The following is a 26135-nucleotide window of genomic DNA, read 5'->3' as shown; positions in this document are numbered from 1 at the left end:
GGCGCTGTGCCGGACGCCATAAACTAATCACGAAAACGTATAAAAGCCGTTGCCCGATGCCGTATGCGGCTCTTGACGTTACGTTACAATACCGCTTTTGGCGTTTCGCCTTCCCTGATTCTGCATGCAGGAGCTGCCTGAATGACTCACGTTGTGACCGAAAGCTGCATCAAGTGCCGCTATACCGACTGCGTCGATGTGTGCCCGGTGGACTGCTTTCGCGAAGGTCCCAACTTCCTCGCGATCGACCCCGATGAATGCATCGACTGCGCCGTGTGCGTGGCCGAGTGCCCGGTGAATGCCATTTATGCCGAAGAAGACGTGCCGGGCGACCAGCAGAACTTCATCGAGCTGAATGCCGATCTGGCGAAGAACTGGCCGAGCATCACCAAGACTAAGGCGCCGCTGCCTGAAGCCGACGAATTCAAGGACGTGAAGGAAAAGCTGGCCCTGCTCGCACGTTGAGCGGCGTAACCTGCCTCCCGCCTTGCCGAATCTGACGCAATTCGAGATGTACGCAAGGTATTGACAGGTGCCTGAGCTGCCCCTACAATTTCGTTTCTCTGCTGTTTGTTGTTCTGTTCCTCGATAGCTCAGTCGGTAGAGCGCCGGACTGTTAATCCGTAGGTCCCTGGTTCGAGCCCAGGTCGAGGAGCCAAGAATTGCAAAAGCCCGTTAACCAATACGGGCTTTTTTATGTAGATCAAGTTGTACTGCTGTTCCTCGATAGCTCAGTCGGTAGAGCGCCGGACTGTTAATCCGTAGGTCCCTGGTTCGAGCCCAGGTCGAGGAGCCAAAAAATTTGGAAGGCCCGCATTCGTGCGGGCCTTTTTGTTTTGGCTTGGCGTTTTACCCTTAGCGTTCTGGTCTGATGTGCTTCAACGCCGGATCGAATAGCGGTGTCGGGGAACGACCATTCGTTCCGGCCAGGAGATCACCCATGACCCCGGGACAACTGCACTGACCCTCTAACGAGCACACCGATATACGATGGTGTTTTACCGGCGCAACACCCTCTCGCGCCCAACCCAAACGCTCATTCCCGGCCATCTCATGAAATCGACCTTGCTGCGCATCGCGCTTGCCGTCACTACCGCCCTGCTGCTGTCTCCGGCACACAGCGAAGAAGTCGGCAGCGTCAACACCAACTTCCGCGTGACAGGTTCCGACCGCGTAGTCGTCGAGGCCTATGACGATCCGCTCGTCCAGGGCGTGACCTGTTACGTGTCGCGGGCGCGCACCGGCGGCGTCAAGGGCACGCTCGGCATCGCCGAAGATCCGACCGAAGCGTCGATTGCCTGCCGTCAGGTCGGCGAAATTCGCTTCACAGGACCGGTGAAAAAGCAGGCCGACGTGTTCTCCGTGAGCATGTCGCTAATTTTCAAATCGCTGCATGTGGTACGGATTGTCGACGCGAAGCGCAACACGCTGGTGTACATGACCTACAGCGACCGCATCGTCAGCGGCAGCGCGAAAAACGGTGTGAGCGCCGTGCCGATACCGGCCGGCACGACGATCCCCGTCAAATAATCGCCGTCCTACGGCAAAACTCACTGCGCAAAGGCGGCCACGCAGTCGCACCGGCTGCAGCCACTGCGCGCTACACTGAAGAACCCTGCCGGACCGCCAGATCGCCCGACGTTCACCATGACAGCCCATCGCTTCCAGGATTCCGCCCGCTACTGGCGTACGCCGCTTCTGCCCGGCGCGGATCTGCTCACGGCCGAATATCACGATCACGAGTTCGCGCCGCATTGGCACGATGCGTACACGATTCCGGTGATTGTCGCGGGTGCCGAGGGCTATCGTTATCGCGGCTCGGACTATGTCGCCGAAGCGGGCAGCGTGCCGATCATCAATCCCGGCGAGTTGCACACGGGGTCGAAGGCTGTCGAGGCAGGCTGGCGGTATCGCGTGATGTATGCGCCGGTGGCATTCCTCCACGAGCTTGCCAACGAGGTCGCCGGCCAGTCACAAGCCTTGCCGTGGTTTGCGCCGGGCGTGATCCGCGATCCCGATCTGGCGCAGCGGCTGGCGCGTGCGCACCGTCTGCTGGAAGCCGGCGACGATCCGCTCGCCGCCGAGGCCGCGATGCTCGACGCGTTGTCCACCTTGCTGGTTCGCTACTCGCAAACGCAACCGGAACCGACGCGCCTCGCCGCCGACGACGCCCGCATCGCAACCATGCAGGAGCGCTTGACGGGTGACCTCGCGGAGCCCGTCACGCTGGCTGAAGTAGCACAGGCGGCGGGACTGTCGCCATTTCACGCCGCACGCCTATTCACACAAACAACCGGCTTGCCGCCGCATGCGTGGCGCAACCAGGTGCGCTTGCAACGCGCACTCGCACCTTTACGAGCGGGTGTTTCCGTGACGGATGTCGCCGCGGCCAGCGGCTTCACGGACCAGAGCCATTTCACGCGGCATTTCCGGCGCATGTTCGGCGTGCCGCCGGGACGTTGGCAAGACGGTTAAGGGCAGGATTCGCGGGAAGATAGGACGCCAGCACCCCGTGCTGGCAGTTCGGCAATGCAATCTCCGGACCCACCTCTTTTGAGGCGCCTCCGATTCGCCCCACCGCCAGCCGCCTCGCAAATTGCACCGTCTCGGCCGTCCACAACCATCGGCCACGACATCTGCGCACCCACCGCAAGAACGTACAAGCCCCGCCCACCTCCACTCGCTATGCTTCCCGCATCAAGGAGGCAAGATTGACCCATTCCAATCCCGGCCAGCCCTCAGGCACAGGCCATTTAAAAGAATTCACCGCCGGCGCGCGCGACATCATCCCCATGATGGTCGGCGCGGCGCCCTTCGGCGTGATCTTCGGCACCCTGGTCGCGTCCGGCCCGCTGCATCTATGGCACGGGCAGTTGATGTCGCTTGTCGTGTTCGCCGGCTCCGCGCAATTCATCGCGCTGGGCCTGATCGCCGGCCACGCAAGTTTTGCGGTGATCTGGGCAACCACGCTCGTCGTCAACCTGCGTCACGTGCTGTACAGCGCGACGCTCGCGCCGTATGTCGCGCATCTGTCCCCGCGCTGGCGCTGGGCACTCGGCGCACTGCTCACCGACGAAGTCTTCGCGGTCGCGTGGGAACACTACCGGCATCGCGAGCCCGGCACGGTTGGCCCGCACTACTTCTTTGGCGCAGGTCTGGCGATGTACCTGAACTGGCAGCTCTGGACCGTCGCCGGCCTGCTGTTCGGCGCGGCCTTTCCGGGTTTGCAGTCGCTCGGACTCGATTTCGCGATGGTCGCCACCTTCATTGCGATCGTCGTGCCGCAACTCGTCGCGCTGCGCTATATCGTGGCGGCCGTCACCGCGGGCACATTGGCCTTCTTCTGGCAGGCATGGCCGTACAAGCTCGGCCTGCTCGGCGCCGTGTTCGCGGGCGTGGCAATCGGTGTCCTGCTGTCGTCGTCGCGATTTGGGCGAGGCACACGGGGAAATCGCGAATCTTCGCAAAATTCTTCGCGCGAAACCTCGCAGGAAACGGCGGGAGCGTCGCAATGAACTACGTCGTTATGATCCTCGGCATGGCCGCCATTACGTGGGTGATCCGCGCCGCCGTCTTCGTGCTCGGCGACCGGCTGGTGTTTCCGCCGCTCGTGCGCACCGCGCTCGGCTTCGTCCCCGTTACCGTGCTGACGGCAATCATCGTCCCGATGGCGGTCTCGCCGCACGGCACCAGCGCCGAACTGACCTGGCGCAATCCGCAACTGGTCGGGGCGCTGGCCGCCATCGTCGTCAGCGCGCTGACGCGGCGGCCGCTCCTGACCATTGCGGTCGGCCTGACGGTTTTTTTTGTCTGGCAAGGCGTCGTGCTTAAATAAGCACGCATCGCATGAAGTCGAGCGCAAAACGGGCGCCCACGTCGCCATAGGCACCGAGCGCAACTGGCTCGGCACGGGGCGACGGGGCCCGCGCACCGCCTTCACACGCGGCGCATCCCTCTAAAGCCACGGCCAAAACCTCGCGCACCCTTAAGTTTCCCTTAATTCCGCCGATATGCAGTCGAGGTCCGCTCGTCGGGATGCATCCCGCTGGTTACGCGGCAACAGGCAGGAATCAACCGCGCCGGCATTTGGCGTCGCGTCTTACTGGGTCCGGATGCAATCGGGCGACGTGACGAGGCCGCGCGGCAGGACCAAACGGGATAACACATGGGTCAAATCACCCTCACGCTCAAAGACGAGACCATTGCGACGCTGCGCAAGGACTTCGACGCTTTTTTGCGGGTTTCACTGAAGCTCGATCCGCAGTTCGCGACGCCGTCGTTTGAGGACTTTTTGCGCGCCAAGCTGCTCGACAACATGGTGCCGCTGACCGAACACGCGGTGCAGCGGATGTTGCAAGGCGGCCAGTACGCGTGGGCGAAACGCACGCTGGACAAGGAATTCCCGGACGTCGTGGCGATTCTGATGCGCCAGGCGGGAGAATTCGGCTTCGGCTTTGCGGCCCGCTCGGAATGGACGCCGGAAGAGCTTGCCAAGCAGTGCCGCGACTGGGCAGCCGCCATCGTCAAGGAAGCGGAAGGGGACGCCGTGCTGATCGATCCGCTCGCGGCGCAGATCAAGAGCGCGGCGCAGGACATCCAGGCGCTCGAGGAAATCATGCAGACGCCGGCCTGGCGTCTGGTGGAATCGCTGCGCCAACGTGTCTACGAGGCCAAAGTGGCGTGCGAAACAGGCGTGGGCAGCACCGCACGCGAAAAGCTCGGCGAACTGCGCGGCCTGTTGCGCCTGGGCATTTCGCACGGCTCGTTCCAGAAGCAGGAAGCACAACAGATCATGGAGTACCTGCGCTTGCTGAAGCCGGAGATTTTCGTCGAAGAACCGTATGACGTGTTCTCGCGTCTCGCCGCATGGCTGCGCAATTTCTTCGTGCCGCCGCGCCCGGTGCCGCAGCAACAGCAACAACGGCAGTCGCGGTAACCGCGTCAATCCCCCATCTTTCTGAACTGCACAAAGAAATGGCCCGGGGCGCAGTTGCGCTCCGGGCCATTTTTGTTCGGCGCGGCAGCTTAGCTCGCCGCCACGCCCGTTGCGTTAAGACGCGGGTTAGTGCTTGACGTCAGCGCCGGCGTCCTGATCGGCTGCCTGGCCTTGCATGTTCATCTTCATTTCATTGTTGGCAGTCTGCTTGTCAGCCTTCTGGTTGATCTTGGCGTCATGCACCTGCTTGTTGTACTGCGACTTGGCAGCCTTTTGCTGCTGCTTCAACTCCGCCTTGGACGCCTTGTATTCGGCATTGGCCTGCGCGTCGGCGTCGCGCTTCTGCACCAGGGGATCGGTCGAGCCCGATGCCGTCAGACGCGTCGGCGCCGGCGTTACCGGCTGCACCCCCTGCGCGGCCGGTACTGCGGGCGCCACATCGGCGCCTTGGGTCTGGACCTGCACCTGGCCGTTCAACCCGGCGGCCGGTTGCGCCGTCTGCGCGAAAGCAGCCGTTGCGGCAAAAGCAGTCAGGGCAGTACCGATCAGGAGCGTACGAATCTGAGTCATGGCTAAATCCTCTCTAAAGTTGTTGTGACGCGGGCGCCATATCCGGCGCAGCACGTTGATCCGTGCTTCAAGCGCGCCTCGCCCGGTCTGGTCGTTGCCGGAAAAAATCCAGCAGGCTTTCCTACAGACCCGCACTTTACGAGTGAAGTTCGTAACTGACGACCGGTGTTACGGAACGTTTCGTTTTCTGACAACTGCATAACATCTGCTTGCAATTGCCTGAGCGAAGTCCGGCACCACGGCGATTTTCATTCAGAGCAAGTTTCTGGCTTATGATGCGAACCCTTTGCTTCAAGGTGCAAGCGCCATGCCCAACCTCGATTTCACACTGACCGGCGACTACGTCGAACTGCACAATCTGCTGAAGATAACGGGGCTCGCGGACAGCGGCGGGTCGGCCAAGATGATGGTCGCGGATGGCGCGGTGACCGTCGACGGCCGGGTCGAAACACGTAAGACCTGCAAAATCCGCGCGGGTCAGGTGGTGCTGCTTGGTGATACGCGAATCGCGGTGCATGAAGCTTGATGGGCTGGCTCGACGGTCCTGACGTGCGCTTACAGGCCCAAGGGCGCTAACCCGGCGACCCGTCGCGATGAACTCGAAATCGAAGACTGACGCCCAGCCAACGGCCCGTCGTCCAAAACGTCGAGTCCGGAAACTCGGAAGACGGCACGCACCAAAATCGTGCCTCTTCCATCGACATCCCCGCGCCTAAGCAATAAGCTGTCAGTTTCGACAGACAAACAATCGGCTGACAGCCGCCCTACGCTTTCGGTGAGCCTCCGCATTCCGCCACCCACCGGCAGCGCGCATGCCTCGCGAGTCGTCCGGCTCGCGCCCGCCGCCACGCTGTCGCCCCATCCGCTTCCAAGCGCTCCATGACTCAATCCGGCTTCACCCGGGTGGCCGCCCGGCCGCCGACCCTGACCCGCCATGCCGCCGATACCGCCCGGCTCGCGGCTCCGCTCGCCATCGCGCAACTTTCACAAATGGCGATGGGCGTCACCGACACGATCCTGCTCGGCTCGCTCGGCCCCGACGCGCTCGCCGCCGGCGGCCTCGGCGCCAACCTGTTCTTCGTCGTCGTCACGCTGCTGCAAGGGGTGCTCACCTCCGTCAGCGTGAGCGTGTCGCATGCGCGCGGCGCGCAGGACGAGGGCCGTGTGCCGCATATCTACTGGACCGGCTTCGTGTTGTCGGTGCTGCTGTCGGTGCCCGCGTTTTTTCTGCTGTCGTTCGCCACGCCGATCCTGCTGGCGTTCGGTGAACCGGCGCTCCTGGCACACAACGTCGGCGAATACGCGGCGGTGTTGCGCTGGGGCTCGCTTGGCAGCCTGATCGGCGTCGGTCTGATGCGCTCGTTCCTGCCGGCCATCGGCGCAGCCAAGCGGCTGCTGTGGGTGTCGCTCGTCAGCGTGTTCGTCAACGGGTTTCTCAACTACGGGCTGATTCACGGCGTCTACGGACTGCCTCGCTTAGGCTTTCTCGGCTCGGCGGCGGCCACCTCGATCACCGTATGGCTGAGCGCGCTCGTGCTGATGGCGTTGTTGCATCTACGGCCACGCTATAAGCATTTCGTCATTGCGACGCGGCCGAACGTGCCGTTGATGGGCGAGCTATTCGGCATCGGCTGGCCGGTCGCGATCACCTACGGCGTCGAGTCGACCCTGTTCCTCGCCACCGGCCTGATGGTCGGCCTGCTCGGCGAGTCGCAACTGGCCGCGCATCAGATCGCGTTGAACGTTGCCTCGGTGGCCTTCATGGTCCCGCTCGCGATCGGCCAGGCAGCCAATGTGCGGGTCGGCTACTGGTCCGGCGCCGGCCAGCCGCTCGCCGCGCGCCACGCCGGTTTCGTCGCGCTTGCGCTCGGCGTCGGCTTCATGACGCTGTCGGGTATCGTGCTGATCGCGGCGCCCCACTGGATCGTCGGCCTGTATCTGCATCTCGACGACCCCGCCAACAAAGCCACGGTCACACTGGCGAGTTCGCTGCTCGGCGTGGCCGCGATCTTCCAGATCGTCGACGGTATGCAGACGGTTGGCTCGGGCTGCCTGCGCGGCCTGAAGGACACGCGCGTGCCGATGATCGCCGCGACGTTCGGCTACTGGGTCATCGGCTTTCCGACCGGTTACGTGCTGGCTTTTCACTTCGGGCTGGGCGCGCGCGGTTTGTGGTGGGGACTCGCGGCCGGCCTCGCGAGCGTTGCGCTGCTGATGACGCTGCGCTTTCACAAACTGAGCTTGCGGCGCGTGCCGGTCACACCAGGCGCACCGCCTACCGCGGCGGAGTGACCAAGGCAATGCCAAGGCGGCGCGCACGGTCGAACCGATCGTGCCACCGATCTTGAAGGCTCGCGCGCCCGATTCCCCTTAGAATGGATTTCCCGACAGCGTGATCGAGCCGTACGCGCTGCCGCCATGAGAAGCCTGCAAAAGGGAGAAACAGCGTGTGGTGGCGTCACAATCACAATCAGACCGCGCTGCATCGCGAGGGCGCGTTCGGCATGCCCAGGGAGAAGTCCTCCACCCTGTCGGAAGTCCTGAGCCCGGAAGGAAATTCGCTGCTCAAAGGGACGTCCTCCACACCGAAGAAAGCCGCTCGCTCCGAAAGAGGTCCCCTTTGGGGATTGGGAGATTGGAAGATCGAGGGATTGCCGGATTGGCGGTCGACAAGACATTTCTTCCTGCTGTGCTGCGCAACGGCATGCTTGACTGCGTGCGCCACCAAGCCTCCCGCCTCCGCGTTCGACCGTCCGGTCACCCACGCACTGCCCGCCACTGAAACAACGCCGCTTCACACGGCCCTCGCGCCGCTCGAAGCCGCGCACCCGAACGAATCCGGTTTCCGGGTCCTGTCGAGCGGCACCGACGCCCTGCAGATGCGCATTGCGCTCGCGCGCGCGGCGACGAAAACGCTCGACATGCAGTACTACATCGCCAATGAGGACACCACGGGCAAGCTTCTGCTCGGCGCCGCCCTCTACGCGGCCGACCACGGTGTGAAAGTGCGCATGCTGGTCGACGATCTGAACTTCAATGACATCGACCGCACGATGGCGGGCCTGAACTCGCACGACAACATCGATATCCGCGTCTTCAACCCGTTCGGCAGCGCGCATGAAGGCATGTTCGAACGCACGGCCAACGTCTTCACGCAGATCGGCCATTTCACGCGCCGCATGCACAACAAGTCGATGATCGCCGACAACCAGTTGGCCATCGTCGGCGGCCGCAACCTCGGCGACGAATATTTCAGCGCCAGCGAAACGCTGCAGTTCCGCGACCTCGACGTACTCGCCGCCGGCCCGATTACCGCCGACGTCTCCGCGAGTTTCGACGACTACTGGAACAGCAGCATCGCCTATCCGCTGCGGGTGCTGAACAAACAGAAGTTCGACGCGAAGGAGCTCGATCAGACGCGCGACGATTTACGTCAGCACTGGCGCACCAACGCCGATCCGTACAACGCGAAACCGCTGAACGCGACGCCGCTCGCCTCGCAGATTGCCCAGGACCAACTCGGCTTGACCTGGGCGTCGGCCGAATTCAAGGCGGACCGGCCGGAGAAAATCGAACATCCATCGCCGGACTACGTCAGCCAGCCGATGCAGCGATTGGCCGAGTTGATGCGCGACGCGCAGAAGGAATTTCTGATCATTTCGCCCTACTTCGTCCCGCACGAGGCCGGCGTCAAAGCGGCTGGCGAACTGACGCATCGTGGCATCCGCATCGCCGTGCTGACCAATTCGCTCGCCGCAACCGACGCGGTGGCCGTGCACGCCGGCTATAGCCCCTTTCGCGTGCCGCTGCTGCAACAGGGCGTGGAGTTGTATGAATTCAAACCGCAGCAAAAACCGTCGCGCACCAGTTTCATCGGATCTAACTCGCGAACCAGCCTGCACGCAAAAACCTATGTCATCGACCGGAAGATCCTGGTGGTCGGCTCGATGAATCTCGATCCGCGCTCGGCCAATCTGAACACCGAGCAAACGCTGGTGATCCATAGCCCACCGCTCGCCGAACAGGTCGCGCAGATGTTCGAGCGTGCCGCCGCGCCCGAAACAAGCTATCGCGTCACGCTCGCGGATCCGGCGCAACTCGCCTATCTGCGCTCGATCGGCGCGCCCCTTTCGCCGCTCGTCTGGACCGACGTCGAGGACGGCACGCGCCGCACCTATATCTTCGATCCGCAGGCGGGTTTCTACCGGAATGCGCTAACGGGTCTATTCTCCCTATTGCCTGTCAACGCAGAACTTTGAAAGCGGAGTTGAACCATGACTGATGACGTACGAATGGAGCGCGACACGTTCGGTGAAATCGCCGTACCGAACGCGCGTCTATGGGGCGCGCAGACTCAGCGCTCGCTGCAAAATTTCCGTATTTCGTCCGAGAAACAATCGCCTGAACTGATCACCGCGCTAGCCGTCATCAAGCGCGCGGCCGCCGAGGTCAACCTCGGTCTGGGCGTGCTCGACGAGAACAAGGCGAAGGCGATCATGCAAGCGGCCGACGAGATCATCGACGGCCAACACCCGGGCGAATTTCCGCTTGCGGTCTGGCAAACCGGCTCCGGCACGCAGACCAACATGAACCTCAACGAGGTGATCGCGAATCGTGCGAGCGAGTTGCTCGGCGGCGAGCGCGGCGAAGCGCGCAAAGTGCATCCGAACGACGACGTGAATCGCGGCCAGTCGTCGAACGACGTGTTTCCGACGGCGATGCACGTGGCCGCCGCCTACGGGATCGTCAAACACCTGCTGCCCGCGCTGAAGACGCTGCGCGATACGCTCGATGGCAAGGCGAAGGCCTTCGTCGACATCGTCAAGATCGGCCGCACGCACCTGCAGGATGCCACGCCGCTTACGCTCGGCCAGGAGTTCTCAGGATACGTTGCGCAACTCGATCACGGCATCCGTCACGTGGAATCCGCACTGCCGCATTTGTACGAACTCGCGCAGGGCGGCACGGCGGTCGGCACCGGATTGAATGCGCATCCGCAATTCGCGGACAAGGTGGCGGCCGCGATCGGCAAGCTGACCGGTTTGCCGTTCGTCTCCGCGCCGAACAAATTCGAAGTCATGGCTGGCGCCGACGCGCTCGTGTTCGCGCACGGCGCGTTGAAGACGGTGGCGGCGAGCCTGAACAAGATCGCCAACGACATCCGCTGGCTCGCAAGCGGCCCGCGTTGCGGACTCGGCGAACTGGCGATTCCGGAGAACGAACCGGGTAGCTCGATCATGCCGGGCAAGGTCAATCCAACCCAATCCGAAGCCTTGACGATGCTGTGCGCGCAAGTGTTCGGCAACGACGTCGCGGTGAATATCGGCGGCGCGAGCGGCAACTTCGAGTTAAATGTGTTCCGGCCGATGATCGCGCACAACGTGCTGCAATCGATCCGTTTGCTCGCCGACGGCACGCACAGTTTCAACGACAACTGTGCAGTGGGCATCGAGCCGAATCGCGAGCGCATCGATACGCTGCTCAACGAATCGCTGATGCTGGTGACGGCGCTTAATCCGCACATCGGCTACGACAAGGCCGCGAAGATTGCGAAGAAAGCGCACAAGGAAGGCACGACGTTGAAGGCGGCGGCGCTCGCACTCGGCTATGTCACCGAGCAGCAGTTCGACGAATGGGTGCGGCCGAAGGATATGGTCGGACATTCGGCCGGGTGATCATCGCATGATCGGCGCAGTTTAAACCTTCCCCTGCGCCACTTCTTCCGGCTTCAATTCGACGATCGCGTCGAGCGCTTCTTTCACGTCCATTGCGTACTTGGCGAGGCGCTTCTGTTCGTCGGTTTCCGGCACGAAAGCCGGCACCGGCACCGGGTGGCCGTTCTCGTTGACGGCCACCATCACCACCAGGCAGTCCGTGGTTTGCAGCAACTCGCCGCCCTTCGGGTCGCCTGCCTGCACCGACACGTGGATGTGCATGCTGGTGCGGCCCGTCGCCACGACCCGCGCGCGCAGTTCGACCAGGTTGCCGACCAGAATCGGCCGGCGAAAACGGATATTGCCGACGCTGACCGTCACGCAGTAACGCCCCGACCACACTGCCGAGCACGCATAGGCGGTCTCGTCGATCCACTTCATCAACGCGCCGCCATGCACCTTGCCGCCAAAGTTGACTGAACTGGGCTCGGCGAGGAAGCGGAAAGTGGTTTCGGAACGGTCCAGCGGCGCTAGGGCAGGGGTGCTCATGTTGACTCCGGTCAATCGAATGCGTGTAAAGGAGGCGATTATACGAGCGCAATATTGACTGCGTCGTGGGTTGAGCGGGCTTATCTTGCTTTGCGCGCCCGGGGTGCGCCTTGGGCACCCTCTTCAACTCGCCTCGGCGGCCGCGCTAGCCGACTCACGACGCGGCACGACGGCGGACTCGAAACGCTCCCGATACTCAAGCGGTAAAACGCCAAAGCGCCGTACAAACGCGCGTCGCAAGTTCTGCTCGCTGCCGAAACCGCAATCGAGCGCAATCTGCTTGAGCGGCCGGCGCGACTCCGCCAGCACCCGCGCGGCCGCCTCCAGACGCAGTGCCGACACGGTCTTAGCCGGCGTGCGGCCGACCTCGTCGACATAGCGCCGCGCGAAAGTCCGGGGACTCATCTGCACGCGCTCAGCCAGCCGCTCGACCGACAGGTCGTCGCGCAAATGGGCCGTCATCCAGCTATGCAGCGCCTCGAACGGCCCGCCTGCCGAAGCTTGGGCCGCGAGCGCCGCGCTGAATTGCGACTGGCCGCCGGGCCGCTTCATGAACACCACCAGCCGTCGTGCCGCCTGCATCGCGACTGCGTGGCCGACGTCTTCTTCGATCAGCGCGAGCGCCAGATCGATGCCCGCCGTCACGCCCGCCGATGTCCAGACTGCGCGCTCGCCGCCCCCATCGCGCACGTCGCGAATGAAGATCGGATCGGCGTCGACTTGCACATTGGGAAAGCGGCGTGCGAGATGTGGCGCGTCGCGCCAATGAGTGGTCGCACGGCGACCGTCGAGCAGGCCCGCCGCCGCCAGATAAAAGGCGCCCGTGCAGACCGAACACACACGCCGTGCCTGCGGCGCACGGCGTCTGATCCACGCGACGAGTTCCGGCTGCAACGTGCAGTGTTCGTCGATCGGGACGCCGGGGACGATCAGCGTATCGATCGGCTGATCGTCGATCGAATCGAGCCGTTCGGTGACGACCGGCAGACCCGGGAAGGTTTGCAATACGCCGCCGTCGATCGACGCGACGGTCGTGCGATAGGCGATCGGCCCGGCGGGTTGGTTGGTCGGGCTGTTCGGGCCGGTTGCTCCGCTTGCCCTGACCGCTCCACCGGCAACGCCAGCCGCAGCCGCCATCGTCAATTCAGCGCGCCAGAATGCTTCGAGCGGCCCGCACGCATCGAGCAACACGAGCTCAGGCGCCACCGCAAAAACGATATGACGTGCAGCCATCAAGACACCCCCTGGGCGGCAGGTTGCCGCTTACTCGACCACGCATACGCCAGCGTGACCAATGCCGCCATCCCGAGCAGCGGAAGAATCGCGGCATTGATCGTCGCCCAGCCGAAGCGCGCCAGCAATTGCCCCGCGAACAGCGAACCCAGCGCGGAAAACGCGAAGGTCGTGAATTCGCTGGTTGCCTGCGTCTTGGCCCGCTCGGACGGCCTGTACGATTGCGCCAGCAGCGTCGATCCGCCGACGAACATGAAATTCCACCCCACGCCCAGGCACGCAAGCGCCGCGTAGAAGTGCGGCAGATCGGTCGAGCGCAGCGCCAGCACACCGCACAGCGCCGACAGCACGATCCCCGTGCCGATCACCCGCAGCACGCCGAAGCGCCCGATCAGCCGTGCGGAAAACAGCGACGGCGCGAACATGCCGACCAGATGCCATTGAATGATCGCCGCGCCGTCGCCGATCGTGTGGCCGCATGCGACCGCCGCAATCGGCGTCGCGGTCATCACGAACATCATCACGGCGTAGCCGAGCGCATTGTTGGCGAGCGCGGCGGCAAAGATCGGCTGCCGGACGATTTCGCCGAGCGGCCGGGCCGGTTCGCGCGTCACGGCCACGCTTGCATGCGGTGCGGCGTCGCGATACAGCAGCGCCAGCATGGCGATCGATACGAGCCCTAAGCCCGTGACAAGCGCATAGGAGCCCGCGAACGCGACCGGCGCAAGCCAGTCCTTGCTCCATGCGGCGAGCAGCGGCCCGCACACGGCTGCCACGACGCCGCCGGTGAGCACCGTCGAAATCGCGCGGCTTTTGCCTTCGATGTCGACGGCGTCCGCGGCCGCCAGCCGGTAGTACTGGGCGAACGCCTGAAACACGCCGACCGTCGCCGTGCCGCTGCAGAACGCCCAGAAGCTGTGATGAAAGATCGCCCAGACGGAAATGGCCCCGCCCAGCGCGCCGACGCCCGCGCCGAGCACGAAACCCGCGCGCCGGCCGATGCGCGCCATCAGGAACGACGCAAAGATCGTGGTCAGCGCGGCGGCGACGGTTATCAGCGAGAACGGCAGCGTCGCGAGCGCCTTGTCGTCGGCAAGCGTGTAGCCGACGAGACCGGTCAAGGTCAGATCGATCGAAACAGATGACGTGTAGAGCGCCTGGCAAACCGCCAGAACGCGCGCGGCGCGCCGGCCGCCAGGATCGGAATGGCCGGAGCCGGTTTGATTGATGGCGAAAGGAGATGCGGCGGAAGCAGTGGGAGCGGGAGCAGCGGACGGCGGCATGAGTAGGCCTCGGGCGACGAAAGTGACGATGCCCAGATCGTCACATGGCCGGAATTGGCAGAAATGCCAATGATGCATCAATTTCAGCCAGTCGCCACGCTCACCCACCTGAAAAAGCGGCCGAGGCCGGCTCGGGCTTACTTGCGGACCGTAACGCCCTCGTCGATCGTGCCGTACATCGTGATGCTGCCCGTGCCGGCACCTGAGCTCGGGCCGGAACCGCCCTGCGCACACGCGCTGAACAACAGAACCGCGGCAGCGGCGGCAAGAAGAATTTTCATGACAGCGTGTTCCCGCAAAGACAGGCTTCGATTCTAGCCTGGCGACCCAGCGCGGCACCGAAGCGGGTTCGAAGCCGGTTCGAGGCAGGTTCGAGTCGGGCTCGAAGCACCGAAGTAAGCACTAACCTGCCCGCCCGCCAGGTTTTCGTAACCACTACATTCGACAATTCACGCTAAGCTGAAACATCGAATACAGCAGCCAGATACAGTGCACTGCATGGCGCGCTATCCGCGCCCCAAACCGGAGACGCATGATGCCCGCGAATTTCACCGACGAGCAAAATCACTTTCCAGGCTTGAGCCGCATCGGTGCGCTGCTCGCCGATCCCGGCCGCGCCGCGATGCTCTGGGCGCTGATGGACGGCAGCGCGCGCCCGGCCGGCGAATTGACGATGATCGCCGGGCTTTCGCCGTCGGCGGCCAGCGCGCATCTGGCGCGTCTGACCGACGGCGGCTTACTCGCGCTCGAAGTGCGTGGCCGGCATCGCTATTTCCGGATCGCCTCGCCGGATATCGCCGCCTCCATCGAAGCGCTCGCCAACGTCGCGCAGGTCAGCGCGCCGCAACGCGCCGTACCGCGACCGGCGCGCACCGTGCCGGTCGACATGCGCTACGCCCGCACGTGCTACGACCATATGGCGGGCGAATTGTCGGTGCGGGTGTTCGAACGGCTGGTCGAGCGCGGCCTGCTGACACTGCACGGTTCGTCGCTCGATGCCACCGCCGACGGCGCCGCCCGATTCGCCGAATGGGGCATCGACATGTCCGCCCAGAAAAGCCGCCGGCGCCGCTTTGCCTGCACCTGCCCCGACTGGAGCGAACGGCGTCCGCACCTGGGCGGCGCGCTCGGCGCGGCGCTACTCGATTCATGGTCGGCTCATGGCTGGGTCGAGCGCACCGACCGCCCGCGGATCTTGCGCATCACGCCAGCGGGCCACCGGCATTTCGGCGCGTTCCTGGCCGCGTAAGTCATGCTTAACCGCTTGAGACGATTACGGAATTTTCGCAATCAGCTTACGAATCGCCTTATCGAGACCTTTTGTTACACGCTCGCGAGGGGGCCTTACAAAGTCGGGGGTCTTGAAACAAACCGTACGGGTAGAGTGATTCTCACGGATGCTGCAAAATGCCGCGCCCGTCGGAGATAAATCATGAGAACAGTGACCACACCCCAACACTTGAAACGCCGGATGACCGGCTACACGCTGATCGCCGCCGCGGCATTCCTGTTCGCGGCGCAAGCCACCTTCGCGCAGGAAGCTGAACAGGCGCCGCCGGGTGCTGCCACGCAGAATACCGACCCGCCGGGACGTGTGGCGCGCCTCAATTACACGGCCGGCGCCGTGACCACCGAGCCGGCCGGCGCAACCGACTGGTCGTACGCGCAAATCAATCGCCCGCTCACCACGGGCGACCAGTTGTGGAACGATCAGAGCGCGCGCTCCGAGCTGCATATCGGCTCGACCGCGGTGCGCCTCGGCCAGTCCACCAGCCTCGACATCCTCAATCTTGACGACAACAGCGCGCAGCTGAAGGTCGCGCAGGGCACGTTGTCGGCGCGGGTACGCGATCTGGCGCCCGGCTCCTCCTATGAAATCGACACGCCCAATCTGGCGCTCGGCCTGAACGGCCCCGGCGACTACCGCGTCGACGTCGCGCCGGACGGCAGCAACACCACCGTCACCGTGCGCAGCGGCAGCGCGACCGTCTACGGCGACAGCGGCCAGGTACCGGTCGCGGCCGGCCAGCAGGTCCGCTTTGCCGGCACCAACCTGCAACAGGTCGCGGACGACGGCGCACCTGGCCTCGACGGTTTCGATCAATGGGCGGCGAGCCGCGACGCCGCGGAAGACCGCTCGGTGTCGGCGCGCTACGTGTCGCGTGACATCCCCGGCTATCAGGATCTCGACGCCAACGGCACGTGGCGTAGCAGCCCGCAGTACGGTGAAGTGTGGGTGCCGCGCGCGACGCCCGCCGGCTGGGCGCCTTATCACGACGGTCATTGGGTGTGGCAAGCGCCGTGGGGCTGGACCTGGGTCGACGATGCGCCGTGGGGCTTCGCGCCCTATCACTATGGCCGCTGGGCTCAGGTCGACGACTCGTGGGCGTGGGTACCCGGACCGGTCGTGGTCAGCGAACCGCCCTGCTACTCGCCGGCACTGGTTGCCTTCGTCGGCGGCGGCGGGGTCAACTGGGGTGTCAGTCTGGCGATTGGCGGAGCCGTCGCAGCCGGCGTCGCGTGGTTCCCGCTGGGCCCAGGCGAACAGTGGCACCCGCACTGGGGCGATCACGATCACTGGAGCCCGGGTTACTACAATCGCGTCAACAACACGACCGTCGTCAACAACTACAACCGCAACGTGACGAATGTGAATGTGACCAACATTCACAACACGTACATCAACTATCACCCGGGTGGCGTGACCGCGGTGCCGGCGACGGCCTTCGTGCACGGTCAATCGGTCGGCCGCTTCGCGCAGAAGGTCGATCCGCAGCAATGGCGCAACGCACAGATCAATCCGGGTGGCCCGGGCATCGCGCCGGTGAAGGAAAGCTTCGGGCCGGGCCTGCGGAACGCGAATTACCGGCCGCCGGCCGGCGTGATGGCGCGTCCGGTCGTCGCCACGCGTAGTCCGGCCGTGCCGGCCGCGTATCACGACAGTCTCGCGCAGCGCTTTGCGCAGAGCGGCGGACGGGTGCCGGGCGCGGGCGAGCCGATCGTGCGGACCTCGGTGCCGGCTCGCATGGCCGGCGCTCCGGGAGCCATGCCCGCGCAGAACGTGCGGGTCGTGCAGTCGCATATGGCAGGCCGGACGCCGGGGGCAGCACCGGGTGCGCCGGGTATTCCAAACGGCATGCAACAGGCTGGTCAGCGGCCCGGCGAAGCGCCGGTCAACGGTCAGCCGCAGCGTGGCGGCGAACCGCAAGCCCGGCCGGGCATGCCGCCGCCAGTGGCCAACCTCCACCAGCAACCCGGCGAGGCGGTTCGTCCGTCCAATGGCGTGCCGCGTCCACCGCAAGCGAACGGCGGCAACCCGAACGCTTATGCGCAGCAGCACGGCATGTCAGGGCAAGCAGCGGGACAACAGCCGGGCGCGGAAGGTCGGCACGAGCCTGCATGGACACAGCCGCACTCGCCGATGGCCCAACAGGCGCAGGAACAGGCACGCCAGCCGCAGGGTCAGGCCCGTCCTGAGCCGCAGCAACAGGTTCAGCGTCAGCCGGAAGCGCAGCCGCAGCGCACGCCTGAAGTACGCGCCCAACCGCAGGAGCCACGGCCGCAACCGATGCAACAGGCGCAGCAGCAACCGCGTCAGGAATTTCATCCGCAGCCACAACAGGCGCCGCAGCCGCGTCCTGAGCCGCAGCCGCAACAGGTACAGCAGCCGCGTCCGCAACCGCAGCAGGTACAGCAGCCGCGCCCTCAACCGCAGCCACGTCCTGAACCGCGCCCACAGCAGGTGCAGCAGCCGCGCCCTGAACCGCGTCCGCAGCAGGTGCAGCAGCCGCGCCCTGAACCGCGTCCGCAACAAGCTCAACAGCCGCGTCCTCAACCGCAACCGCAGCACGCCGAACAGCATTCGGGCGGCGGCAACCGCGACGAGCACCACAAAGGCTGACGGTTACGCGCTCAGCAAAGCGCGCTGACAATGTGACAGTTGCAAGGCGCCAAGAAAAACCCCCCGCGACGCGAATCGCGGGGGTTTTTCTTTGAGCAAGCTGCGAGCAAACGCTCAGACCGTGTTCAGACCGCCATCGGCGCCGTGAGCGGCTCGTGATGCCGGTAGCCGACCAGCGAGAAGTCCGACGGTTCGATTTTCTCGAGCCATTCAGGCTCGTACACGCCGGTTTTCGCGTAGTCCGGCACACGGTCCGAAATCGCGAAGGCCGGGCTTTCGTAAGGTTCGCGCGTGAGCTGTTGCTGCAGCATCTCGAGCTGGTTCTCGTAGATGTGCGCGTCGCCGATGAAATAGGTGAACCAGCGCGGCGTATAACCCGTCAGGCGCCCGACCAGATGCAGCAAAGCCGCACCTTCGGTCAGATTGAACGGTGTGCCGAGGCCGACATCGTTGCTGCGGATGTACAAACACAGCGAAATTTCACGGCGCGCGACGTTCGGCAGGAACTGATAAAGCAGGTGACAAGCCGGCAACGCGATCTGGTCCAGCACGGCGGGGTTCCAGGCGTGAAACAAAATTCGCCGGTCGGCAGGGTTCTGCATGATCGTGTCGAGGCATTGCCGCAACTGGTCGATCGCTTTGTACAGCAGCACTTTGCGGCTGCCGTCTTCCTCGAATTCCGTCACGACCTGGAAGCCACGCGCGGTAGCGTCAGCCAATTGCGCGCTCGCGTCTGCGTCCAGCACCTTGTAGGCCGGCCACTGGCGCCACTGCACGCCGTAGACGTCGCCAAGGTCGTCCGGACCCTGACGGTACGGATTGGCCAGCCACTGCGGATTCTGGTTGGCGTTCGCGTCCCACACTTTGCAGCCCAGGTCGCGAAAATCCGCGGCGCTGCGCGACGCGCGCAGAAACCCAACCAGTTCGCCCACCGCCGACTTGAACGCCAGCTTTTTCGTGGTGACCGCGGGAAAGCCCTGCTGGAGGTCGAAGCGCAACATGGCGCCCGGCATGCTGATGGTGCGGATGCCGGTGCGGTTCTCCTGCCACGTGCCGGTGTCGAGAATCGTGCGGACGAGGTCGAGATATTGTTTCATGCGGGTTCCTTCGACGAAACGCGCCCCGGCCCTTGGGTCAGGAGCATGCGCCACGGAGATTGAGCGGAAAACCCGATTTTAACAAGCGCGGCCGGACGGCGCCCGCTCGGGGCGCGCGGCGGAGAAAATATCGGCGGCTAAGTGGGCAACTGAGTGAGCAACTACGTGGGCGACCAAGCTCGTCAAAGATGCGGCACCGAGGCTGGCAGCTCGCCGTGCGGCGTGGCTAGCGGTTCGCCTTCCATATGGCGCATGCCGTGTGAGCACAGCAGCCGGTACAGCGTCACGCGCGAAATACCGAGTTCGTGCGCGGCGTCGCCGAGACGGCCACGATGACGCAGAAGCGCGAGCTCGATCGCCTGACGTTCAGCCGCTTCGCGCGCCTGCGCGAGCGACACGGGCACGATTTCCACGTATTCAGCTAACTCGAGATCGCGCGCCGTGATCGCGCGCCCTTCCGACATCACGATGGCGCGCCGCACGCGATTGATCAACTCGCGCACGTTGCCCGGCCAGCCGTAGTTATGCAGCGCCGCGATGGCGTCGGGTGCGAAGCCGCGCAAACGGCGGCTTGCATCTTTCCTGAAACGTTCCAGCATGTGCCGCGCAAGCAGTTCGATATCCTTACCACGTGCGCGCAGCGGCGGTTCGTCGATTTGCAGCACGCACAAGCGGTGATACAGGTCGGAGCGGAACCGTCCCTCGATCATCGCCGCGGTCATATCCACGTGAGTGGCCGAAATGATGCGCACGTCGACGTCGATCGAACCGTGGCCGCCCAGCCGCTCTACTTTGCGCTCCTGCAGGAAGCGCAGCAGGCTCGCCTGGCTTTCGAGCGGCAGATCGCCGATTTCGTCGAGGAACAGCGTGCCGCCGTTGGCCGCTTCCACGCGGCCAATCTTGCGCTGATTGGCGCCCGTGAACGCACCGCGCTCATAGCCGAATAATTCGGATTGCAATAGATGCGGCGGGATCGCGCCGCAGTTGATCGGCACAAAAGGCGCATTGCGGCGCGCCGAGCGTTCGTGGATCGCGACCGCGGTCAACTCCTTGCCCGTGCCCGATTCGCCCGAAATAAACACCGGCGCGTCGGTCATCGCCACTTTGCGAATCGAACGGAACAGCGCGAGCATCGCGTCGCACGAACCGACCATTTCGCCTTCCGCGCCTTGCGACCCGTCGTTCGACGCCGGCTCGCCGAGCGAGATCATGCCGTAGGCGTGCCCAACCGAATCGACGATCCTATCGCCCGAATAGGGCACGGTTACATAGTCGAAGCAATAGTCCCGTACGAGCCGGCGCAAGGCCGCGTCCTGCAATTGTCCAGACGTGGTGGCTGCGACCCAGCCAACGTTCGGAATGGTCAGACAGGACTCAAAAGCGGCGATTTCGTGTGGCTGAAATTCGCTAGACAGATCGAGCAAGCCACCCGCTGCCATTCCGGCGCGAACAGCACGGCGTACGTCGCGCGCCGACCCCACGACTTCGACATGCCAGCCGCGTTGAAGGAAGCGTGTATTCAGTTCCGCGCTCGGATCGCGTGAAACGTAAATCAGTTGCCGCGTTGCGGGTTCCATTATTCAGATCCTCTCGTCAACGAACGTTAAGGATGACGCACGCACCTGAACCGAAGTTCAGACACGCTGACTCGTTCGGGATTCGCGAAATAGCAAAACCCGAACGGCCATTCCATTCCGTGCGGACAGCTGATCCCCAAGAAAGCGGCGTGTGTGTTTGAGACGGCCCGTTAGCGGGCTTTTTTAAATCTGAAGCTGTTTTCGAGAGCTTACTATACACGCGCCACTTGGAAAACAATTATGCGAATTTAATCGGGGACCCCTTATCCAGCAAGGCCAGGAGACCGATAAATACTTATTCAGCTTATGAATAAAACCATTGTGGAAGCGCTTTTCCTGGCGTTCACCCCAAGGTAGTTCATACCGTCCGATTTAACGAATTATAGGTATTTTCTGCCTGCCGTTTCAACGCTGAAACGTTTTTGTCCGATTTCTCAGCCTTTACTGCGAGGTATGCGGGTCACATCCAGGCGCACCAATGGATTGCGACTCATGGCACACGTTTCGCTAAATGCTGTGCACCAAGGAGACACATCATGCGACTCGTTTTCCGCATCGACCTGAGCAGCATTGCACCGTGCGTCACATTGTGCGCCGCCGCGGTGGCCTTGATCGTGCTGCCCGTTGGCGTCAATGCACAGGAACCCGCACTGGTTCAATCCTCCACGATGGCCGAAACCGCCGATGCGGGTTCCGTCACCCTCGCGAGCACGACGCTCGCAGCGGTGGCGGCCCCGGACACGGCGGCCACCCAAACGGCGAGCGTCCCTGCGGTGGACAACACCGTGGCCGGCACGGACGACGGCGCCGCGTCCCACAGCGATCTGGCCGGCAACGCGCTGAGCATTCCCGCCGACACCGCGTCGGTGGACGACCTCGCGCTGGACGATCAGGCGTTGTCCCGCCAGCGCGGCGGCTTCAGCGGCATGTTGATGGTCGCGGCCACCCCGCAGCTGATGCGCGGCTTTAACAACGGTGGCAACGGCGTGACGTTGTGGGACGAGATCGCCCCGCCGTCGCAGTTGCCGGTTCCCGTCGATGTTGCGCGCTCGGCGCAAGGCAACGTCACGAGCTACCAGAGAAATTAGTGGAACGACGCCCGCTCGACGCCATCAGCCGCACCGGCCGATCGTCCGCTTGCAAGGAACTGACATGAACGCCTCAACCCGGATGCCGCGTATTTGCAGCCCCCGCGCAGCCCTGCTGTCCGCGCTGCTCGGCGTGCTCGCTGCCAGCGCCGCCACGAATGCCGCCGCGCAGGCGACCGAGCCGGGCAACCTCGTCATCGAGCGTGACATCACGCCGCGAGATGCGTTTGTCCCGGTGCCGAAGAGCCAGGACCCGATTTCCGTGCAGGTCCAAACCTTCCCGAAGGCGGCTTTCGATGGCTCGATCGGCACGATGGCAAGCGACCTCGACCTCAACGGCGCGCACGGCACCACCGGCATTACCGGCAACGGCTTCATGCCATCGCTGGTCGGCGCAAACGGCATCCAGCACATGCTCGCGGGCAACGGCAACTCCGTTCCGGTTGGTGCGGGCGCCAGCTTCGGCGGCGCCGGCGGAATCGGCAGCTCGATCGCCCAGTCGGTCAACAGTGCACTCGCCCCTCTCGGCGCGGCTTTGGGAGCCATGAAATGAAGACGACATACGCACCGGCAGCGAAACGCCTTCCGTCACGCAAGCATCTGCGCCGGACCCTGATGGCCTGGGCGATCCTCGGCCTGACAAGCGTCGCGGCGCATGCTCAAACACCACCCGCGCTCGTCGACGTGCAGTCGCTGATCGGTAACGGTGCGGCCGCCGGTGCCGTCGGCGTCGTGGCCATCAACGAGACAGCGGGCCTCGACAACGCGCAAGCGAACCAGGGCGTGTTCACCAACGGACAGGTCCCTCTCAATCTGATCGGCAGCTCGCAGAGCGCGAACACGAACGCCAAAACGACGGCCGCGAAAAGCACGATCAGCAGTAATGCATTTTCAAACACCTCTGGCCTTATCGAAGTGAATCAGTCGGCGGGTGTAGGGAATCTCCAGCGGAACAGTGCCGTTGTCGGTTCTGGATCGATTGGAGCGGAGATCGTAGCGGATGGGGTGCTATCCGCTACGACCGCCAAAGGCGGTGGCCTGGGAAGATCCGGCGATAGCCACAACGCACGTGAGGTATCCATCGGTGCGGACGCATTCAAAAACGTCAATGGCATTGTCCAGATCAACCAGACAGCCGGCTCAGGTAACGTCAGTTCAAACAGTTTTGTGCTCCGTCCCCCGGCGGGCACCTTTTTCTAACGAGCCACACTCTTTATCGGAGCGTCATCATGAAGCGCACAATCATTGCAGCGGCTGTCCTGTCGACGATGGCAGCAGGTTCGGCTTACGCCGAATGCACGGCCGGCTGCGACCCGGCTGAGCTCTTTACGGCAACGAACGTCTATACCGACATCGGCGAATTCGGCTTCATTACGCTGCGCGGCAAGGTCGACGTGTCGAGCAGTTCCGGCGCCACGGTCAACAATACGCAGAACGTGAGCATCGGCGGCGTCGACATGAAAACGCCTCCGCAAAGCTACACCTCCGGCAAGGTCACCACAACGATCGACACGACGAAAGCCTGGGATCATGAAAGCGGCAGCGGCGGCGGCTGGGGCGTGAGCCAGTCGTATAGCAATAACGCCTGGGCCTACAACAAGAGCAACACGCAAACTAACTCGGCCTCCTCGAGCGCCGCGTTTATCGCAGGTGGCGGCTTCGCGGCGGGTGTCGAATCGTCGTACAAGGGCTACAACTATGTGAACACCCATGCCTCCGCGAACGGCTTCCTCGCAGCGGGCTTTATCGCCGGCCTCGGCCATGTCGGAAGTGTCATCTTCGGCGGCGCAGCAGCGGGTTTCGCCGGCGCGCTGAACACCCACGCGTCCGACAACTACGGCGGCGGCTTCGCTGCCCAGGCAGCCGGCTATGGCGTGGCGTATGGCGGCTACGCAGCAGCCAGCCAGAGCACGGCGACGCAAACTCGCAGCGGCTATGGCGACGAGGCCCATGCCAGCTTCTCGGAAGGCAGCCACGCTTACGGCTGGTCCCATAACTTCGACGAAAATTCGGGATCAGTGACGGTCATGGGCACCATCACCGAGCACATCAACACCGAAAAGGCGACGAAGATGACCGCCAGCGTCGGCAACGGTGCGCTGGGTAACGCAAGCGGCAACATCGGCGTCAACATCTCCTCCGGCGTAGACAACGCCCAGTCCAACGACGCCGCGCTGTCGAACATGGATGTCGGCCCCGTGTTCGGTACCGCTCAGATCTACTCGACCCAATCGTCGATGGGTAAGGCGGAAGTGGGAGACTTCAACTTCGTTGCATCCGTCGGCGCAAACGCACTGGCCAATGCAACCGGCAACATCGGCGTGAACGTGGCCTCGGGTGTGGGCAACGTGCAAAACAACAGCCTGGCAGCATCGGCTACGACGGACAGCAGCAGCGGCGGTATGGGCTGGGATCACGACAAGGGCGGTATGCAAGGTGGCGAAGTCATCGCCAGCGACCAGAACTGCCAGACGGCTGACGCAGGTGTCAGTGGCCAGTTCACCGGCTCGGCGATGCTCGGCGCGGGTGCTCTTAACCACGCCAACGGCAACATCGGCGTGAATATCGCATCGGGTGTAGGCAACCTGCAGCACAACGGCCTTGCAGTCGCCAGCGTGTCGCATCAGTAATTAAAGCTGCATCGCAGGAAGACACCGGTCAGCCTTCGTGCTGACCGGCTGTCTCCGCAGTGGGGGGATATACCATGTTCGGGGTGAGCAGGGTAACGCGTGGCTTTTTTCTGGCACTCTTCGCCGGACTCGTGCTGTCGCAGACGGGTCATGCGCAGAGTGCTCTTTACATGAACGCTGCAGCGGGCGTCCCGTTCAACGTGAACGTGCGCTCGATCCGCGAGCTACGCTACAACCACATCGTTTCGCAGCGTTACGACTACAGCTGCGGCTCGGCCGCTCTGGCCACGTTGCTGAAGTACGGCTACGGCATCGACATTCCCGAAACCGAAATGATCAGCCGCATGATGGTGTTCTCGACACCTGAAGTGGTGGTGAAGAACGGCTTCTCGATGCTCGACATGAAGAAGTTCGTCGAAACGCTCGGCCTGCGCGGCCGGGGTTTCCGCGTCACCTCTGAAGCGCTCTACCACCTGCAGATTCCCGTGCTCGTGCTGATGAACAGCGACGGCTACGAGCACTTCGTCATCGTCAAGCACGCGGAAAACAGCCGTATCTTCATCGCCGACCCGGCGCTCGGCAACCGCATCGTCATGGAAGACGACTTCGTCAAGAAATGGAACGGCCTTGTGTTCGCGGTCGTCGGCAAGCCATTTATGGAGGATTCACCGCTCTTGCAAGGCAACGAGTCGCTCGCGCTCAAGCTGCGTGAACGTGCGCTGGAAAACGGTACGGCTGCGACTCCCTTTGTTGAATACGGTTTGATAAAGGCAGAGTTGTTCTGACTCATCATGGACCGAAACTTACTCACCATTGGCTGTGCGTTGTGTTTCACAACGTGCGGCCTTGCTTCAGTCGCGCACGCTGCCGAGCAGATGTCGACTGTGTTTGAAGACGTCAGTGCCCTCAAGCTGCAACCCGTTGACGACGCCGTCCTCGCCAACCAGACCGGCAAAGGTATTGTCGGGGACATCATCTCGGGGTCGTCATCACCCTGCTGTCGCAATGGCAACTGCCCAATGGCGCCACCGCTGTCGCCTCGGGCGCACTCGCCATCGGTACAAACAATCCCAACCAGCCGAGCGTCCAGTTCAATTCAACGGCCTCCGTAAGCGGCCCAAATGGTAGCTGGGGCAACGGCGCCAACCGCAACGCCAGCGCGAGCGGCGGGCAGAACGTCAACGTCAACGGCATCTCGCAGACCACCCAGGTGGCCGGCAACGGCAACCTCGGCACCAACCAGGCGCTGATCGATTTCGACGCCTCGCCAGGCAGCCTGACGGGAGGCTCCTATAACAACGCAACGTCGGCTGTCGCAAGCAATGCGAACGGTTCGGTGAAAGCGTCCGTCACGCTCGCCAACGGCGGCATTTCGATCGCGCTGCAAACGCCGAACGGCATCGCCACCCAAACCATCGCGCCGGCCAGCGCGCAACAGGCCGGCATGATCGCCCAACTCTTGCAGATTGCAGGTAATAACCAGCAAGTCGCCAACCAGTTGCAACTGCATTTGCAGACGCAACAGATGTCGGCCTCGATGCTGCGCCAGATAGGCGTCCTGCAAGCCCTGCAAAACAGCGTGAGGAGATAACACGGGCCGCCACCCGGACATGAAGG

The 26135-nt window shown here is 63.5% G+C and carries 25 protein-coding genes and 2 tRNA genes; 20 read left to right on the top strand and 7 right to left on the bottom strand.

Features of this window, described 5'->3' with window-relative positions; genetic code table 11:
* Nucleotides 1-141 precede the first annotated feature (141 nt).
* The 8 genes from fdxA to B0G76_RS04275 all read left to right on the top strand — a co-directional run bounded on the left by fdxA (nucleotide 142) and on the right by B0G76_RS04275 (nucleotide 4936).
* Nucleotides 142-465 carry a ferredoxin FdxA gene (gene fdxA / locus B0G76_RS04310; protein WP_020069367.1) on the top strand — a complete coding sequence of 108 codons (324 nt, stop codon included), beginning with the start codon at nucleotides 142-144 and terminating at the stop codon, nucleotides 463-465.
* A 117-nt stretch (nucleotides 466-582) separates the two neighbouring features.
* Nucleotides 583-658 (top strand) — tRNA-Asn (locus B0G76_RS04305).
* 62 nt (nucleotides 659-720) lie between these two features.
* Nucleotides 721-796 (top strand) — tRNA-Asn (locus B0G76_RS04300).
* 257 nt (nucleotides 797-1053) lie between these two features.
* The gene (locus B0G76_RS04295; protein ID WP_120290371.1) at nucleotides 1054-1530 is read left to right on the top strand and encodes a CreA family protein; all 477 of its coding nucleotides are present in this window, start codon (nucleotides 1054-1056) and stop codon (nucleotides 1528-1530) included.
* A 117-nt stretch (nucleotides 1531-1647) separates the two neighbouring features.
* Nucleotides 1648-2475 carry an AraC family transcriptional regulator gene (locus B0G76_RS04290; protein WP_120290369.1) on the top strand — a complete coding sequence of 276 codons (828 nt, stop codon included), beginning with the start codon at nucleotides 1648-1650 and terminating at the stop codon, nucleotides 2473-2475.
* Nucleotides 2476-2711: 236 nt separating this feature from the next.
* Nucleotides 2712-3515 (top strand): AzlC family ABC transporter permease, encoded by an 804-nt coding sequence (locus tag B0G76_RS04285; RefSeq protein ID WP_259460502.1) that lies wholly within the window; start codon nucleotides 2712-2714, stop codon nucleotides 3513-3515.
* On the top strand, nucleotides 3512-3835 hold the full coding sequence (locus B0G76_RS04280) for an AzlD domain-containing protein (protein ID WP_120290367.1): 324 nt from the start codon (nucleotides 3512-3514) through the stop codon (nucleotides 3833-3835). The genes B0G76_RS04285 and B0G76_RS04280 overlap by 4 nt, the downstream gene beginning before the upstream one ends.
* Before the next feature lie 330 nt (nucleotides 3836-4165).
* A complete protein-coding gene (locus B0G76_RS04275; protein ID WP_120290365.1) occupies nucleotides 4166-4936 on the top strand; it encodes a DUF4088 family protein in 771 nt (256 codons plus the stop codon).
* A 126-nt stretch (nucleotides 4937-5062) separates the two neighbouring features.
* Here B0G76_RS04275 and B0G76_RS04270 read toward each other — a convergent pair whose 3' ends face one another.
* Nucleotides 5063-5506: a hypothetical protein gene (locus B0G76_RS04270; RefSeq protein WP_120290363.1), complete on the bottom strand. Its 444-nt coding sequence runs from the start codon at nucleotides 5504-5506 to the stop codon at nucleotides 5063-5065.
* 307 nt (nucleotides 5507-5813) lie between these two features.
* Here B0G76_RS04270 and B0G76_RS04265 point away from each other — a divergent pair, with 307 nt between their 5' ends.
* From B0G76_RS04265 to fumC, 4 genes are all read left to right on the top strand, one after another.
* Nucleotides 5814-6032 carry an RNA-binding S4 domain-containing protein gene (locus B0G76_RS04265; protein WP_011489423.1) on the top strand — a complete coding sequence of 73 codons (219 nt, stop codon included), beginning with the start codon at nucleotides 5814-5816 and terminating at the stop codon, nucleotides 6030-6032.
* Between the two features lie 353 nt (nucleotides 6033-6385).
* Entirely contained in the window at nucleotides 6386-7798 is a 1413-nt protein-coding gene (locus B0G76_RS04260) for an MATE family efflux transporter (RefSeq protein ID WP_120290361.1), read from the top strand.
* A gap of 155 nt (nucleotides 7799-7953) precedes the next feature.
* Nucleotides 7954-9765 carry a phospholipase D family protein gene (locus tag B0G76_RS04255; protein WP_259460501.1) on the top strand — a complete coding sequence of 604 codons (1812 nt, stop codon included), beginning with the start codon at nucleotides 7954-7956 and terminating at the stop codon, nucleotides 9763-9765.
* Nucleotides 9766-9780: 15 nt separating this feature from the next.
* Nucleotides 9781-11181 (top strand): class II fumarate hydratase, encoded by a 1401-nt coding sequence (fumC, locus tag B0G76_RS04250; protein ID WP_120290359.1) that lies wholly within the window; start codon nucleotides 9781-9783, stop codon nucleotides 11179-11181.
* A 21-nt stretch (nucleotides 11182-11202) separates the two neighbouring features.
* On the opposite strand, the gene B0G76_RS04245 is transcribed toward fumC, so the two are convergent.
* The 4 genes from B0G76_RS04245 to B0G76_RS42730 all read right to left on the bottom strand — a co-directional run bounded on the left by B0G76_RS04245 (nucleotide 11203) and on the right by B0G76_RS42730 (nucleotide 14506).
* Entirely contained in the window at nucleotides 11203-11709 is a 507-nt protein-coding gene (locus B0G76_RS04245; protein WP_028199238.1) for an acyl-CoA thioesterase, read from the bottom strand.
* Nucleotides 11710-11832: 123 nt separating this feature from the next.
* Entirely contained in the window at nucleotides 11833-12942 is a 1110-nt protein-coding gene (locus tag B0G76_RS04240; RefSeq protein WP_120290357.1) for a GlxA family transcriptional regulator, read from the bottom strand.
* A complete protein-coding gene (locus tag B0G76_RS04235) occupies nucleotides 12942-14225 on the bottom strand; it encodes an MFS transporter (protein ID WP_259460500.1) in 1284 nt (427 codons plus the stop codon). The genes B0G76_RS04240 and B0G76_RS04235 overlap by 1 nt, the downstream gene beginning before the upstream one ends.
* Nucleotides 14226-14362: 137 nt before the next feature.
* A complete protein-coding gene (locus B0G76_RS42730; RefSeq protein WP_183081989.1) occupies nucleotides 14363-14506 on the bottom strand; it encodes a hypothetical protein in 144 nt (47 codons plus the stop codon).
* 254 nt (nucleotides 14507-14760) lie between these two features.
* Between B0G76_RS42730 and B0G76_RS04230 the strand changes: the two genes are divergently transcribed.
* Together B0G76_RS04230 and B0G76_RS04225 are read left to right on the top strand one after the other, a co-directional pair.
* On the top strand, nucleotides 14761-15474 hold the full coding sequence (locus tag B0G76_RS04230) for a helix-turn-helix transcriptional regulator (protein ID WP_120296194.1): 714 nt from the start codon (nucleotides 14761-14763) through the stop codon (nucleotides 15472-15474).
* A gap of 183 nt (nucleotides 15475-15657) precedes the next feature.
* On the top strand, nucleotides 15658-18126 hold the full coding sequence (locus B0G76_RS04225) for a DUF6600 domain-containing protein (RefSeq protein ID WP_120290356.1): 2469 nt from the start codon (nucleotides 15658-15660) through the stop codon (nucleotides 18124-18126).
* A gap of 125 nt (nucleotides 18127-18251) precedes the next feature.
* Here the strand turns inward: B0G76_RS04225 and B0G76_RS04220 are convergent, their stop codons facing one another.
* Both B0G76_RS04220 and B0G76_RS04215 read right to left on the bottom strand, forming a co-directional pair.
* Nucleotides 18252-19223 (bottom strand): thymidylate synthase, encoded by a 972-nt coding sequence (locus tag B0G76_RS04220; RefSeq protein ID WP_120290354.1) that lies wholly within the window; start codon nucleotides 19221-19223, stop codon nucleotides 18252-18254.
* Between the two features lie 182 nt (nucleotides 19224-19405).
* A complete protein-coding gene (locus B0G76_RS04215; protein WP_120290352.1) occupies nucleotides 19406-20800 on the bottom strand; it encodes a sigma-54 dependent transcriptional regulator in 1395 nt (464 codons plus the stop codon).
* A 536-nt stretch (nucleotides 20801-21336) separates the two neighbouring features.
* Between B0G76_RS04215 and B0G76_RS04210 the strand changes: the two genes are divergently transcribed.
* The 6 genes from B0G76_RS04210 (at nucleotide 21337) to B0G76_RS43460 (ending at nucleotide 26109) form a co-directional block, all read left to right on the top strand.
* Complete coding sequence (locus tag B0G76_RS04210) at nucleotides 21337-21888, top strand: hypothetical protein (protein WP_120290350.1); 552 nt, start codon at nucleotides 21337-21339, stop codon at nucleotides 21886-21888.
* 64 nt (nucleotides 21889-21952) lie between these two features.
* Entirely contained in the window at nucleotides 21953-22441 is a 489-nt protein-coding gene (locus B0G76_RS04205) for a hypothetical protein (protein ID WP_147394002.1), read from the top strand.
* Complete coding sequence (locus B0G76_RS04200; protein ID WP_259460499.1) at nucleotides 22438-23088, top strand: hypothetical protein; 651 nt, start codon at nucleotides 22438-22440, stop codon at nucleotides 23086-23088. Before B0G76_RS04205 ends, B0G76_RS04200 begins: the two co-directional genes overlap by 4 nt.
* A 29-nt stretch (nucleotides 23089-23117) precedes the next feature.
* Nucleotides 23118-24518 carry a hypothetical protein gene (locus B0G76_RS04195; RefSeq protein WP_120290346.1) on the top strand — a complete coding sequence of 467 codons (1401 nt, stop codon included), beginning with the start codon at nucleotides 23118-23120 and terminating at the stop codon, nucleotides 24516-24518.
* A gap of 74 nt (nucleotides 24519-24592) precedes the next feature.
* Nucleotides 24593-25303 (top strand): C39 family peptidase, encoded by a 711-nt coding sequence (locus tag B0G76_RS04190; RefSeq protein WP_120290344.1) that lies wholly within the window; start codon nucleotides 24593-24595, stop codon nucleotides 25301-25303.
* 425 nt (nucleotides 25304-25728) lie between these two features.
* The gene (locus tag B0G76_RS43460) at nucleotides 25729-26109 is read left to right on the top strand and encodes a hypothetical protein (RefSeq protein ID WP_259460498.1); all 381 of its coding nucleotides are present in this window, start codon (nucleotides 25729-25731) and stop codon (nucleotides 26107-26109) included.
* Nucleotides 26110-26135 lie beyond the last annotated feature (26 nt).

The sequence above is a fragment of the Paraburkholderia sp. BL23I1N1 genome (assembly GCF_003610295.1).
Classification (GTDB): Bacteria; Pseudomonadota; Gammaproteobacteria; order Burkholderiales; family Burkholderiaceae; genus Paraburkholderia.
Note: the sequence above shows the minus strand (reverse complement) of the source record. Positions and strands in the feature narration are given on the sequence as shown.

Excerpts from the sequence above, each read along its gene's own strand:
- fdxA (WP_020069367.1), top strand. The coding sequence starts at position 142 with ATGACTCACGTTGTGACCGAAAGCTGCATCAAGTGCCGCTATACCGAC.
- B0G76_RS04295 (WP_120290371.1), top strand. The coding sequence starts at position 1,054 with ATGAAATCGACCTTGCTGCGCATCGCGCTTGCCGTCACTACCGCCCTG.
- B0G76_RS04290 (WP_120290369.1), top strand. The coding sequence starts at position 1,648 with ATGACAGCCCATCGCTTCCAGGATTCCGCCCGCTACTGGCGTACGCCG.
- B0G76_RS04280 (WP_120290367.1), top strand. The coding sequence starts at position 3,512 with ATGAACTACGTCGTTATGATCCTCGGCATGGCCGCCATTACGTGGGTG.
- B0G76_RS04275 (WP_120290365.1), top strand. The coding sequence starts at position 4,166 with ATGGGTCAAATCACCCTCACGCTCAAAGACGAGACCATTGCGACGCTG.
- B0G76_RS04270 (WP_120290363.1), bottom strand. The coding sequence starts at position 5,506 with ATGACTCAGATTCGTACGCTCCTGATCGGTACTGCCCTGACTGCTTTT.
- B0G76_RS04265 (WP_011489423.1), top strand. The coding sequence starts at position 5,814 with ATGCCCAACCTCGATTTCACACTGACCGGCGACTACGTCGAACTGCAC.
- B0G76_RS04260 (WP_120290361.1), top strand. The coding sequence starts at position 6,386 with ATGACTCAATCCGGCTTCACCCGGGTGGCCGCCCGGCCGCCGACCCTG.
- fumC (WP_120290359.1), top strand. The coding sequence starts at position 9,781 with ATGACTGATGACGTACGAATGGAGCGCGACACGTTCGGTGAAATCGCC.
- B0G76_RS04245 (WP_028199238.1), bottom strand. The coding sequence starts at position 11,709 with ATGAGCACCCCTGCCCTAGCGCCGCTGGACCGTTCCGAAACCACTTTC.
- B0G76_RS04240 (WP_120290357.1), bottom strand. The coding sequence starts at position 12,942 with ATGGCTGCACGTCATATCGTTTTTGCGGTGGCGCCTGAGCTCGTGTTG.
- B0G76_RS04235 (WP_259460500.1), bottom strand. The coding sequence starts at position 14,225 with ATGCCGCCGTCCGCTGCTCCCGCTCCCACTGCTTCCGCCGCATCTCCT.
- B0G76_RS42730 (WP_183081989.1), bottom strand. The coding sequence starts at position 14,506 with ATGAAAATTCTTCTTGCCGCCGCTGCCGCGGTTCTGTTGTTCAGCGCG.
- B0G76_RS04230 (WP_120296194.1), top strand. The coding sequence starts at position 14,761 with ATGCCCGCGAATTTCACCGACGAGCAAAATCACTTTCCAGGCTTGAGC.
- B0G76_RS04225 (WP_120290356.1), top strand. The coding sequence starts at position 15,658 with ATGAGAACAGTGACCACACCCCAACACTTGAAACGCCGGATGACCGGC.
- B0G76_RS04220 (WP_120290354.1), bottom strand. The coding sequence starts at position 19,223 with ATGAAACAATATCTCGACCTCGTCCGCACGATTCTCGACACCGGCACG.
- B0G76_RS04215 (WP_120290352.1), bottom strand. The coding sequence starts at position 20,800 with ATGGAACCCGCAACGCGGCAACTGATTTACGTTTCACGCGATCCGAGC.
- B0G76_RS04210 (WP_120290350.1), top strand. The coding sequence starts at position 21,337 with ATGCGACTCGTTTTCCGCATCGACCTGAGCAGCATTGCACCGTGCGTC.
- B0G76_RS04205 (WP_147394002.1), top strand. The coding sequence starts at position 21,953 with ATGAACGCCTCAACCCGGATGCCGCGTATTTGCAGCCCCCGCGCAGCC.
- B0G76_RS04200 (WP_259460499.1), top strand. The coding sequence starts at position 22,438 with ATGAAGACGACATACGCACCGGCAGCGAAACGCCTTCCGTCACGCAAG.
- B0G76_RS04195 (WP_120290346.1), top strand. The coding sequence starts at position 23,118 with ATGAAGCGCACAATCATTGCAGCGGCTGTCCTGTCGACGATGGCAGCA.
- B0G76_RS04190 (WP_120290344.1), top strand. The coding sequence starts at position 24,593 with ATGTTCGGGGTGAGCAGGGTAACGCGTGGCTTTTTTCTGGCACTCTTC.